Genomic DNA, 12208 nt, shown 5'->3' with positions numbered 1-12208 from the left:
ACGTCGCCGCTATGTGACGTAGCCTTTGTCACACTTTTTGCGTCAGTTTATTGCGTTTTGCGTACCTGTTTCCTGATTTACCGTGTAGTTACTGCAATCAATGAAAATGTCTGGAAGCGCGTTCGCACGATCGCTTTTTGCCTCTCGGTTTTGATGACGCCCCGCGTTATACCTGGCCCGCAATCTACAGCGGAGGTACTGATGAGAAGAGGGAAAAGTATCGTGCTGAGTCTGTTGCTGTGGCATTTCCCGGTATGGGCGGCTTGCCCTGACTGGTCGCCAGCCAGAGCGAATGACGAAATCGCCCGGCTACAGCAGCAGCTCGCCCAGTGGAACGACAGTTACTGGCAGCAGGGGGTTAGTGCGGTAGACGATAGTGTTTACGATCAGCTCAGCGCGCAATTGGTGCAGTGGCAACGCTGCTTTGGCGGTGATACCGGGGCAGAACTGGCGCCGCCAGTGAGCGGCTCATTGCCCCATCCTGTTCCGCATACGGGTGTGCGAAAGCTTGCGGACAAACAGGCGGTGCAGCAGTGGATGCGTAAGCGCAGCGATTTGTGGGTGCAACCGAAAGTGGATGGAGTGGCGGTTACTCTCGTATACCGGGATGGGCGCCTGGTCAGCGCGATTAGCCGGGGAAGCGGGCTTAAAGGCGAGGACTGGACGCAGAAGGTGCGTTTAATACCCGCAGTACCGCAAAGCACAAAAGGCGCGCTTGCCAATAGCACGTTGCAGGGTGAGATTTTTTTGCTGCGCGACAACCATATTCAGCGGCAGATGGGAGGAATGAATGCCCGCTCGAAGGTCGCCGGAATGATGATGCGCCAGAATAACACCTCGTCGCTCCAGTCGCTGTCTGTTTTCATCTGGGCATGGCCTGATGGCCCGGCAACGATGCCTGAGCGCTTGCGTCAACTGTCCGGGGCAGGATTTGGCTTTGCACAACAATATTCTCAACCGGTGAAAAGCGCTGATGATGTTGAACGCGTGCGTACAGCATGGTGGACAACGGGATTACCGTTCGTTACCGATGGGGTCGTGGTAAGAACGGGTAAAGAACCTGAGGCCAGACACTGGATGCCCGGGCAGGGCGACTGGCTGGTTGCCTGGAAGTATCCTCCGGTCGGAAAAGTGGCTGAAGTCACCGGGGTTCAGTTTGCTGTCGGCAAGAGCGGGAAAATCTCGGTTGTGGCGTCGCTTGCGCCAGTAATGCTGGATGATAAACGGGTGAAGCGCGTAAATGTAGGGTCTGTCAGGCGTTGGGAGGAGTGGGACATTGCGCCAGGTGACCACATTCTTGTCAGCCTTGCCGGACAGGGGATTCCGCGTATTGATAAGGTTGTCTGGCGTAGCACTCAACGGGATAAGCCCGCACCGCCGGGGAATCGCTATAACGCATTAACCTGTTTTTATGCGACTGAGGTATGCCAGGAGCAGTTCATCGCCAGGCTGGTCTGGCTGGGGTCGAAGGAGGCGCTGGAGGTTGACGGGATGGGGGAGGCAGGATGGCGTGTGCTTCACCAGGCGCATCGTTTCGAGCATATTTTCTCCTGGCTCGCGTTAACGCAGGAACAACTACAGGCGACACCTGGGTTTAGTAAAGAAAAAAGCAAGCAGTTGTGGCATCAGTTTAACCTGGTGCGGCATCGGCCATTTATCCGCTGGGTGATGGCGATGGGCATACCGTTAACGCAGGCGGCGCTTAAGGCCAGCGGCGATCGTTCATGGGGGCAGCTACTGGCACGCACGGCAGGATACTGGCAACAGCTTCCGACGACAGGGGAGGGGCGCGCCAGGCGGGTCATCCAGTGGCGGGATAACCCGGAAATACGGGCGCTGGGCAACTGGCTGGCTGCCCGGCATATTAACGGCTTTAGCCCTTAGTGACCTTCGTGGCGATAGTAAAACACCGGCAGGCCAAGTTTGAGACGCAGCGCCAGCAAGCGAGCGGTAAAGCCAAAAACCAGCGTGGAGATAACCACGACGTCTTGGTTGGATACGTAGTGTTGTAGCGCGATGTACAACACGGCAGACGCAAAGGAAACACCAGCATACAGCTCTTTCTGGAAGACCAGCGGAATACGTTTGCAGAACATGTCACGCAATACGCCGCCAAATACGCCGGTAATGACAGCCGCCACAATAGCGATGACCGGGCTATGCCCCATATCCAGCGCAACCTGAGCGCCGATAATAGAAAAGACCACTAAGCCCAGCGCATCAAGTACAAGGAACAGTTTGCGTAGGTAAGGCATTACAGGGGCGACGATCGTCGTCAGAACCGCAGCAGAAGCGACAATAATCACGTACTCAGGGTGCTGTACCCAACCGAGCGGATAGTGACCGAGCAGAATATCGCGAACGGAACCGCCGCCAATTGCTGTCGCGGTGGCAATGATAATTACGCCAAATGTATCCATGCGGCGTCGACCCGCAGCGAGCGCCCCGGTCATGGCTTCGGCAGTAATGCCAATTAAGTAGAGAACGTGTAACAGCATGTCTTCCCCCTGGTTTACTGAGGGCAGAGACTAACGATTTGTGCGTAATATCACGATTGAGATTTTCTAAGGTGAAGCAATTTTGATAACTATATTTTATGTGGTTATTGCGATTCATCCGCTATTTATGCGTTATTCATTTTTAATGGATTAGAAAATGGATAAGAAAAAATAATCCGAAAGTGGCGAGGGCAGTACGGAGTGTAAAGGAAGCACGTAGCACCATCGCATCGCGACGGGCTACGTGGGAATGAGGTTTACTCGATTGGATCTGAATGTTGAGTAGTGCTATATATGCTTTGATTTACAAGTGTTTTATCTAATCGTCTTTTCGATTAGCTACACCCTTAAGTACACCGTAAGCAGATGCTATGTTGTATATGCTGCTTAATTGCTCAACGCAGCGTGGCCACAGATTCCAGATCTCACGTTCATCAAAAAGCACTGTTTTATGTCTAGCAAGTAAGGCAGTCAAGCGTGAACGCCCTAGCTGTTGTCTGAGACTGATTTTCAGCGCTATTACGCTGGGTTCTTTTGGGAGGGTAGTAAGACACCCTCTCGTAAGCAACTCCTTTCCTAAGCCGTTAGAATAGACTTGCAGCCGTTTGAATGGGTTTCTCATCTCCAGGAGTTGGGACAGCATCAAGGCATCTTTTTTCTTACTGGTTGGTTTAGCGCCTGGCTTGTATCGAGCTTCGATACGCAAGAAGCGCTTATGATCATCCAGATTGATATTAATCAGTTTGGCACGATCCTTCAGAATGAGTTTTCTGTCACGGCGTGCATTAACTTTTTCATAACAATGAATATGTAGAAGAGAGCGATTGCTGCCTATTCTAACCCCAGGTAATCCATTTTCAGTATCGTAATACGTGCTCTTCCCTGTGTTTTTAAATCCCCATAGGTAATCATCTAGCTTGCAGTTATATACATCAAGAGCTACATCAATTCTTGTAACCCATGCTCGAACAAGTAGCCGATAAAATATCTCACCTAAGTTGCAATTTATCCATGATACTAATTCATCTATTTTTACTTTCGTCATATGTTGAGGATTAAAATCCAAACGTAGCCCTCCTGTATTAGGATGCTTCGGAACATAATCAATATGCAATAGAACTGGGGAGTTCTTCTTTCTACTGTATATATTTAGTGATTTGCGATAAGGTTTTTCCTTTTTGTTTTTAATGTATTCAACTCGATATTTCCTTTCACTCCGCTGATTCATTTTTTCCAGTTTACTATACGCTTCCTTTTTTTCCTCTTCAGGAAGAAAATCACTAACTAAAGTTAACTTATCAATTCTTAATCTTAGGTTATGCCCGTCATTATCGTTACCGATATTTAAAGATTGGCATATATCTATATTGCTTCTGTGTAATAACATAACTATTCCTTCTCAGAATAGTGAGAGTTACAGCCCATATGAGGCCATAATCAGCATATGAATCAATATCAGTTATTACTCTCACTATTCATATCTATGTACATATAACGTGCTATTAGAGGGATGGGATTTTCTGATCCATAAACGTCATCAAATTTTGGTTTCTGCTAACGACACTTTTTGACGATTGGCAATCCATTGCAGTATTTCCTCTTCTCGCCATGCAACAGCACGCGAGGATTCGTTTGTAGTAGCTATTCCACCTGTCAGGCGTACAGGCTCAGGGAAATGACCTGCTTTTATCTGTCGATAGAGGGTTGCTCGTGAGAAGGCGCAGTATTCAAGGACGGTTTTTAGTTTGATCAGACGTGAGGTGTACATCGTAAAAGCTCGTTTGATTTACGCATCCAATTGATGCAGCCAGCCTTTACAGATTTTTTTATGTTTAATTTTTTACATAAATATCAATGAATTGAATGGAGCCTATTGCGCACGGAACAAATTCTCCATCTGATCATCAGATTTCCTCCTTGAATACGTGGGTATCGTGTTAATCTGATGATCAGATCTAAGTGTGATTTGATTCAGGTAGGAAAAATCATGGTTAAGAAAGATGAAATTCGAGAAGATGCAGAGTTGGCCCATCGGCGTGAGAAGTACATAGAATACCAAAACAGACGCAAGGAAAAACTGGACAAACTTGGGGATAAAAAGTTGTCAATAAGACTCGATGACTTTCACTATGATAAGTTAATCGAATTATGTGAGACTCTAGGTTATCGTCGCCCAGAGAAAGGAAAATATAACCTTATAGAAACATACTCGGGAGTTATGAAGTATCTATTGAGAATTTCAGATTCTATAACAAAGTACATACCAAAAACAGAAGACTCTCAGGAGTTGCTGCACTTACATCTACTTGTTAGTCATTTGAAGTATGGACTAAATTTAAGCGATGCAGATATAGTGAAAGAATTAAAAAATAAAGGGATTAAAACACCACTATCATCGCTCGAAAATACAGTGAAATCAGTGAAGCGTGATGAACTTAGATCTTTAGATAACAAAACTATTAGACGTGATATATACAAGTTTGTTGAGGATCTTTTAAACCTGGAAAAGGTCGTTCAGGAGATGATGGAATTAGATAAAAATGCCCCTCATTGCTGATTTACAAAAATTTGGTTGAAATAGCCATCAATTATTACTGCTATTTGGTGTATTTATCAAGAAACATAATCAATATGCGCCTTTGCTCATGTGTTAAGCGAGGCCATATATTATCAAGTCGACTCTTCAAGTCTGCATCTTTTACAGGAGCGAAATCCTGTTGTTTCTGGACGTCATTTTCAAACGTCGAGAAGCAATCAATGAAAAACCAGCTAATCGGCGTGTTGAGCTTGACCGCGATGTTCACGAGGTGGGCTACGTTGATCTTGTTCGTTCCACGTTCATAACGAGAAAGCTGTTGGTGGGATATATCAACAAGCTCCGCTAAGTGCTGGGCTGTCATCCCCAGCTCCTTACGACGCATTTGAATGCGTTGGCCTACCTGTTTGTCTGCACTATCTGAGGGTAACTGGGCCATATACAGCTCTTCACTTCCTTAAAATGTCTATAGATGGAAGTTTGTGGCCTTTTTTCTCTTGTATGAACATCATCTATGGATTATAAATGAATTTTGCGCATCTATAGTCGTTGCGGTGAAGGGAGGAGAAGAGAGCAAGGCAGTGGATACCTCGTAATCTAACACTTTTGCGGTAACCAACTCCTTGAACTGAAGATGGGATCTTTTTGGTATGTCTATAACAAATTCATAAACGAATATCTTGTTTGGCGTGGCTGATGAAAAAACAGGAAGTATTGATTATTGAATCACGTAGTGATCAGGATATTTATGATGGCAGAGGTGAGGGAGAAACATTAAAGCGTATACTTCAATTACAAGGTATCAATGCCAAAAGCATTGAGGCTATTAATGAGAAAATGCTCATTAAAGCGTTAAAAGTCGCTCAAAGAGAAAATATAAAATATGTCCACATTAGTGCTCATGGATATGATAGAGGCTTTGCTCTAACAGATGATGCTATTATTACATGGCAAGATTTAGATCGACTTGCCTGGCCGATATTAAGAGGGAAATGCATTTGTTTCTCAAGTTGCTCTGTTGGTAATGGTGCAGAAGAGTTATTTACCCTACACAAATCATTCTGCAATGCGATTATTGCCCCAACAAGAGATATTAGCTGGGGGGAAGGCTTGGTGGCATATTCTGCGTTTTACCATCGAGCACAATTACGCGAAAAATCATCTATCCAGAATGTAAAAGTAATGAACCATGTTGTTGGTGCGGGGACGTTCAGGGTTATTGAGTCTCCCTATATATCCCATACATTTACAATTGGTTGATTAAATCATATGGAGTGTAAGTAAATCTAAGTTGTTCGACATAGATAATGTGAATTAATTTTGGAGGAAAGTATGAATAATGAGCAAGATGAAATCAAGCATAAAGCGAACATTCATTCATGGCTATATGGTGTGGGGATAACTGGAGTTATTTCATTTATAGGATATATCTTAACGCCTATGGAAATACTGATTCGTTTAATTGTCAGTGCGTTAATTTTTTTACTGCTTTTGTTTCCTATTGTAAAAGTGGTTTTTTATTTTATTTCAAGTGGCCTTAGATGTAAGAACTGTAATGCTTCATATAGTATAAAACTAATAGATACTAAAAGAGAATTTTTATCAGCTATACCCAGGAGTAAAACTCAAAACCAAGGCGTGGTTGGTGGAGATACAAGAGGTCCTCATTATGGAAAACAAGTTATTATGAAGTCAAATTGGACAGAAGAACGGTACAATATTATCAATGCTTACTCATGTATTAAGTGTGGGAACACCTATGATACTCTGCGTATGGAAACACGAAAACAAGGATATTCCAGTACAAAATTTTATCGGTAATAATTTGTTAGTGAAATGTTTTTAATATTTAACGACACATAAAGGAGTAATAATGAAAAAGATTATTCTAACTTTGTTATTGGTCAGTTGTTTACCGATGGCACATGCAGGCGAATACGTTAAACGTAATGGCGCTTTATCTTTATCACCGGGAAATGGTGCTACTGAATTTAATATTAACGCATCTAATGGCAATGCATCAGGTGTGTGTAATATGGAGGGTGTTGCAGAATCTGTTGGTGCGGGCACAGGGCAGAAAAATCGCTGGGTCTACAGCGATTCATCGAGTGCATGTGTGGCGGTTATTAGTGAATTGAAAGATGGTTCTGTTAATGTTATGACCCGTAGTTGCGATAACTATTGTGGTGTTTCAGCTGTTGGTACTATGGACGGGAAATACAAGAAGCAATAATTGGTCAGGCAAGTATCAAGAATGATGGAGATACTTGCCTTTATTGAGGGGAGCTATCTTTCCTTGAAGGCATAACTGCCTGGGCGGCCTCTTCAGCTCTATCTTGTCTTGATACATATCGTTTAACCATGTCTGGACCAATTAAACTGAACAATACTGTGGCTAGCTGCCACATGGTAAGAAAAACAAGCAATCCATAGGATATGCCTCTAAAAATATCTTTATGTGACAAAATCCAATCAAATTGCTTCAGCAATGGAGCAACAACCCCAATAATTAACACTGTCGCTAAGATAGCTGTTGAGTGAACAATCGGAGTGAAAAGACGATGAATGCCTTGACCGTTACTATCAGTAGTCCCCCCCCTGAAAGATTTCTTTAATCTTTCAGGGTAAATGATAGCAAACCACGCCCCCACAACTGCAAAAATGATGGAGGCAGTAGTTCGTAAAGCTTCAAAAAGCGGCCACTGGAGAGCAAAAGCAACATTTCTGCCCAATATTCCTGCAAGTACTACTACTACTACGCATGCAATCCCAATGACCACTTTCAATTTCATAATAGCCCCGCACCAGTCAAAATAGCGTTTTTCTTTGCAACCAGCTCACTTAGTAGTGAATCGAGTTGAACAAATTCAATGTTCTCTCTTTCCAGATCAAGCTGAAACTCCATTCGCGCCAAAGATTTACTTAGCCAATAAGGTTTGTTTGCTTCACCTTCAAAATAAAAACCATAGTCGTTTACTTCGCTTGGGTCTGCTTCCCAATCAGCAATCATTGAATTTACATCTTGTAAGGTTACTTGAGGTGAAACAGTATACCTAACCTTAGTGCTTATCCCTGCCCCCTGTGGTGCTCCAAGATGAACAACCTGAAGCATTCTCTGCCACAACCCAAGCTCCTCAGGTTTACTCAAGTCCAGTTCAACAATACGTTCAATTTTCTTAATGCGATTGGCATTTTGTTTAATAACTTCATGTTTCCCTCGATTTCTTACCAAACTCGAACTGAATTTTGGGATGTAATGCTTTTTCTCTTCATCTGGATCTCGTGGATTATTTTTATAACCAGTAATCCGGACTTCAACACTTCCATCTTCATTAGTCACGGGTTCAGCAATAACATGCTGTGAAGATTGTTTGAGGAAACAGTGAAGATACTGTTGGAGAGAAGACTGAGATGTTAGCTTGTTATGAAGCCTGACTGTAGCTAATAAACCTCTCTCAGGAAGAAACCAGAAGTAGGTTGCATAGCCCGGTATACTTCCCCCTTGTACTGCGTTTAAGATAACTTCTGGATCGGCGCCGAATCTTGCGGTTTCACTTATGGAAGGTACTTGTTGTCCATTTGTTGGAATCTCATTCCACATAAGCAATGTCCAATCATCCCCATTCCTTTTTGCATCCACAAGATAACATGGGTATCTCTCTTCATTGGCTTCGAAGGTTTTGGTCTGCTTTAAGGTCTTCGTACTAGCCCAGTGCTGCAGGTCTGCTAACATCTCCGTTACATTTCCGAATTCTGGGACCGGCTTACCATGCGCGTAATAACCCGCTTTATTTATTCTATAAAAAGTGAAAACCGCCTGCTCAAATGCCATGTGTATAGACCTGTAATGATTATGAAAATCCTAATGTAGTATAATTTTACGGTTCTATACTACTGATCGATCAGACACAATACTGTATAAGTATACAGTATTGTGTCTGATCTGCAATTCGTTTTTCAGCTTATTGCATGCCGCGGATGCTATCTTGACGCAGAACGCGCTGGTGCAGACCTCAATGGATTTAGGACATGGCGACACTAGGGCTGATGGCATTGGCGATGTGGTGGCACGGTTATGAGAAGCTTCACCGCGATCGAAGATATAGCTGAAAAAATGTCGCTAACTTATTGGCAAGCTATCTTGATAGTTTGCCCTGTATCTAAGTTGATCTCACTATACCTGTTTTCTATAAATGGATATAATTCATTAAAATATAGGGGATTTTATATGATAAAATTTGTAGTGAATACTCCTAAAGGTGGAGTAGGTAAGACAACAACAGCGACCAATATCGCATTACTCTTAGCCCGGGAAGGATATAGAGTTATGGCTGTTGATCTTGCTGCTGGCTTGCTAATGAGCCAAACATTGTCATCTTGTCCTGAGTTTTCTGAAGATGGCAGTAATAGAATAGTGCAGAAAGAAGCACAAAGGATCCCACAAACCTTCCCCGGGGCAAATAGCTTCGATTATGCCGTGTTGGATACAGATGATAGTTTTACTGTTGGGCAAGACCTCTTACTAGGGACCCGTCCTGGCTGGAAAGTTATTTCCCCGGTAAATCCATATGATAGCGTCGGGCTTGATAGAATTCCTCGAGAGATCAGAGCCGTGATGTTAGCTGCTTTACTCACACCAAGTGAGTTGAGTCTGACAGTTTTTGCAAATATAGCTTATGGAGGAAACTCTCAAGGTGGTTATGATATATTACAATTAGTGCTTGATAATAATAGCATTGCTAGTTTACTTAGCTCTATCGTATTGCCGTACGTAAGTTCAAGGGGGCAAGTTCCACTGGTGTTGCTAGATGATGTTAATTATTCTTCTGCTATGAGGACGCTGTTACAAACATTGGGGGTGATTTTATGATTAAAAGCAAAACTAGAATTGAATTAGATAGCTCAAAAATGGCCACGGAGAATTCACTTAAAAGAAAAGTTGAGTTACATATTTACTCTGAAGAAATCCCCTCTCATGTATGGGATGCAATGATGGTTTTTTTTCAAACCAAATCAAAGGCAACAGTAGTTAAACACGCGATGATATATTTATCTGGCGTGTTAGTTAATTCTGAAAAAAGTTATTTTGATCAGCTTAAATATGATAGTATTTTGGATGTAATTAAAGGGCGTGTTTTTCCAAATAATTTTAAATTAAAGAAAACCATGGGAGAGAACGTTCTTATCAAAATACCCTATTGGCAAGTTGCATTGATTTCTAGCTCATTACCAAAATGTCACTCTGCAAATGAGTTTATCAAAATTAGCCTAGAAGAGGTATACAAAAAGCTATTTAATGTTTTTCATAAGGAGGGGAGCTAGTGGGAGTGTTAGAGGAGGCGCTGATTACACGTATTCTTGAAACATCTCCTTCATATAAAAGAGATGTGATGGAAAATACTTTACGAAATTTACTCGGTGCTAGAGAACTTGAAGAGGTTACTGGTTTACCTGCAAGGAGAGGTGCGGCTGATGGAGGGTTCGACGGAGTTATCGATATCTTACATCTCCAGCAAGGAGAATTAACTGCTAAAAGAGCCGGACTTAATGTAAAAGTGCGAAGCTCAAATTTCTCTAGAGAACAGCTAGGTTGTTTTCTACTCGATATGGACAGAGAAAATATTTCAGTTGGAATTATCATTACAGCAGCATATCTTTCTCCAGACGCTCAATATGAATTCAATCGGAAGAATTCAGAAGGTAATATTTATTTAGTTCATATTCGGCTTTCTGACATCTTAAGTGGTAAAATTATTGCTCCCCATATCTACATTGGTAATGACAATCTTAATGATATTTTAATGAGGAATATTAAGGAGTTATTAACATAAAATCATTAATTTTCCCGACAAAAGTGTTCGCTGCAATCGAAGGTGTCTCTAGTTTTAACACATGTAATGGACCGCAGCGGGCTACTTTTGAGAGGTTGGTCTACCAGTCCATATTTGCAGCGTTGTCATGCAATTCTGTAAGATATTCCACAAATATCAGCATGTCTGCTACTGATTTCATTGCTCTGGCATAAGTAGAGTCTGTAGTGTAGGGAAGTATAGTTGGTAAATTACTTTGTATATAGATGATCTCAGGTAAGTTTTGAGAATCCCAGTAAAAAGACATGAACTCTTCAATTGCCAGTATTGCTTCCTCTTCCTCGAAGGAAGTACCATTTCCCATGGAAAAGCGAGAGTCACCTTTCTGGTGGGGCATAATTAAAGGAACAGCCCCAGCGTGAGAATGGATTTGAAATGCCTCTCCATTTTTTCCGAATGCACCATGAGCTATATAATTCCTAATCTGTCTTTTGATCTGAACTAGTAGATCATAGTGTTTTTTTATTTTTGGATCTGTAATGTCAAGGCATGATTTGAATTTTGATGCCCAGTCTTTATCTGCTAAATTAGCCACTTCTTCACCAGTAACTAATTGTCCCTTTAGGACTGCGGCGTGAATAAAAATATGTTCTGTAAGACTGAAGAAAGCATCTATAGTTGATATTGCTAACCACTCTGCTTGGTTTTTTAGTTCATAATATGGTGTTTCAATACCCCATGAATTTTTGGAGTATTGAATTCTTGTTTTCTCATCTTTTCTTTTTGCAGCTTCATTTATTTTTTCCTTGTATTGACGTTTCAGAAAAAGATAACGTTCATGAAGACGTAAACTGTGATTAAGTACATTTAAATCTGAGCGCTTTGAAGCCTCCTTTGCAATGAATTCAAAATACGGTTGAGCTGTTTTTATTGCGTTGGTTATCTTTTTTACGATCTCTTTACAGTTATTTTCTTGAACATCTTGATTCGCGGCAAAAAGCCCCATTCCAAATTTACGATGTTCTAAAAGATAAACTGTGCCGTTATAGTCAATAGGAACAGACCAAGATGTTTTTTCAGACTGACCTAAGTTTCTATAGCTTAGAAGATCCACGAATAAAAAGTAAATGAGATAATATGGGGGTAGAGACCTTCCAGCATCGGTACGAACAGCAGTAAAAAAGAAGTCTTGTTCTACTTTGGTTTTTTTATCTATTGCAGGGCATATGGGATAAATAATTTTATTGATTTTTTCTTTTAAATTTTCAATTTCTTCTTGGAGCATTATCCTAACCTCGGATTTAGTGGTAATTTGATTCGCAATATGTATTTTCAATGATAATACTAGCTATTGCGAGTTAGCA

15 protein-coding genes are annotated in these 12208 nt (G+C 42.0%); 8 read left to right on the top strand and 7 right to left on the bottom strand.

The features are described from left to right. Positions 1-201: 201 nt before the first annotated feature. Complete coding sequence (ligB, locus tag OGV50_RS20465; RefSeq protein WP_200093250.1) at positions 202-1884, top strand: NAD-dependent DNA ligase LigB; 1683 nt, start codon at positions 202-204, stop codon at positions 1882-1884. Here the strand turns inward: ligB and OGV50_RS20460 are convergent. The 3 genes from OGV50_RS20460 to OGV50_RS20450 all read right to left on the bottom strand — a co-directional run bounded on the left by OGV50_RS20460 (position 1881) and on the right by OGV50_RS20450 (position 4266). Next, on the bottom strand, positions 1881-2498 hold the full coding sequence (locus OGV50_RS20460; RefSeq protein WP_012135781.1) for a trimeric intracellular cation channel family protein: 618 nt from the start codon (positions 2496-2498) through the stop codon (positions 1881-1883). The genes ligB and OGV50_RS20460 overlap by 4 nt on opposite strands. A 319-nt stretch (positions 2499-2817) precedes the next feature. Beyond that, the gene (locus OGV50_RS20455; RefSeq protein WP_286488728.1) at positions 2818-3885 is read right to left on the bottom strand and encodes a hypothetical protein; all 1068 of its coding nucleotides are present in this window, start codon (positions 3883-3885) and stop codon (positions 2818-2820) included. A 150-nt stretch (positions 3886-4035) separates the two neighbouring features. Beyond that, positions 4036-4266, bottom strand: a complete 231-nt coding sequence (locus OGV50_RS20450) for a helix-turn-helix transcriptional regulator (protein WP_200093254.1) — start codon at positions 4264-4266, stop codon at positions 4036-4038. A gap of 219 nt (positions 4267-4485) precedes the next feature. Here OGV50_RS20450 and OGV50_RS20445 point away from each other — a divergent pair, with 219 nt between their 5' ends. After that, positions 4486-5055 (top strand): hypothetical protein, encoded by a 570-nt coding sequence (locus tag OGV50_RS20445; RefSeq protein WP_200093256.1) that lies wholly within the window; start codon positions 4486-4488, stop codon positions 5053-5055. 40 nt (positions 5056-5095) lie between these two features. Here OGV50_RS20445 and OGV50_RS20440 read toward each other — a convergent pair whose 3' ends face one another. Next, positions 5096-5473 (bottom strand): helix-turn-helix domain-containing protein, encoded by a 378-nt coding sequence (locus OGV50_RS20440; RefSeq protein ID WP_085347587.1) that lies wholly within the window; start codon positions 5471-5473, stop codon positions 5096-5098. 257 nt (positions 5474-5730) lie between these two features. Between OGV50_RS20440 and OGV50_RS20435 the strand changes: the two genes are divergently transcribed. From OGV50_RS20435 to OGV50_RS20425, 3 genes are all read left to right on the top strand, one after another. Continuing rightward, complete coding sequence (locus OGV50_RS20435) at positions 5731-6294, top strand: hypothetical protein (RefSeq protein ID WP_193940954.1); 564 nt, start codon at positions 5731-5733, stop codon at positions 6292-6294. A 72-nt stretch (positions 6295-6366) separates the two neighbouring features. Beyond that, a complete protein-coding gene (locus tag OGV50_RS20430; RefSeq protein ID WP_200093258.1) occupies positions 6367-6855 on the top strand; it encodes a hypothetical protein in 489 nt (162 codons plus the stop codon). Between the two features lie 52 nt (positions 6856-6907). Continuing rightward, positions 6908-7267 carry an acyl-CoA dehydrogenase gene (locus OGV50_RS20425; protein ID WP_193940953.1) on the top strand — a complete coding sequence of 120 codons (360 nt, stop codon included), beginning with the start codon at positions 6908-6910 and terminating at the stop codon, positions 7265-7267. Positions 7268-7307: 40 nt separating this feature from the next. Here the strand turns inward: OGV50_RS20425 and OGV50_RS20420 are convergent, their stop codons facing one another. Both OGV50_RS20420 and OGV50_RS20415 read right to left on the bottom strand, forming a co-directional pair. Continuing rightward, positions 7308-7826, bottom strand: coding sequence for a hypothetical protein (locus tag OGV50_RS20420; RefSeq protein ID WP_193940952.1), 519 nt, complete (start codon positions 7824-7826; stop codon positions 7308-7310). Then, entirely contained in the window at positions 7823-8866 is a 1044-nt protein-coding gene (locus OGV50_RS20415; protein ID WP_193940951.1) for a hypothetical protein, read from the bottom strand. Before OGV50_RS20415 ends, OGV50_RS20420 begins: the two co-directional genes overlap by 4 nt. Before the next feature lie 396 nt (positions 8867-9262). Between OGV50_RS20415 and OGV50_RS20410 the strand changes: the two genes are divergently transcribed. The 3 genes from OGV50_RS20410 to OGV50_RS20400 are packed head-to-tail and all read left to right on the top strand — an operon-like array spanning position 9263 to position 10865. Next, entirely contained in the window at positions 9263-9904 is a 642-nt protein-coding gene (locus tag OGV50_RS20410; protein WP_193940990.1) for a nucleotide-binding protein, read from the top strand. Next, positions 9901-10356 (top strand): hypothetical protein, encoded by a 456-nt coding sequence (locus OGV50_RS20405; RefSeq protein ID WP_193940950.1) that lies wholly within the window; start codon positions 9901-9903, stop codon positions 10354-10356. The genes OGV50_RS20410 and OGV50_RS20405 overlap by 4 nt, the downstream gene beginning before the upstream one ends. Beyond that, the gene (locus OGV50_RS20400; protein WP_193940949.1) at positions 10356-10865 is read left to right on the top strand and encodes a restriction endonuclease; all 510 of its coding nucleotides are present in this window, start codon (positions 10356-10358) and stop codon (positions 10863-10865) included. Before OGV50_RS20405 ends, OGV50_RS20400 begins: the two co-directional genes overlap by 1 nt. A gap of 100 nt (positions 10866-10965) precedes the next feature. Here the strand turns inward: OGV50_RS20400 and OGV50_RS20395 are convergent, their stop codons facing one another. Continuing rightward, entirely contained in the window at positions 10966-12129 is a 1164-nt protein-coding gene (locus OGV50_RS20395; RefSeq protein WP_286488726.1) for a hypothetical protein, read from the bottom strand. Positions 12130-12208: the final 79 nt, after the last annotated feature.

The organism is Citrobacter sp. CK180 (genome assembly GCF_030333655.1).
GTDB lineage: Bacteria > Pseudomonadota > Gammaproteobacteria > Enterobacterales > Enterobacteriaceae > Citrobacter_B > Citrobacter_B koseri.
Note: the sequence above shows the minus strand (reverse complement) of the source record. Positions and strands in the feature narration are given on the sequence as shown.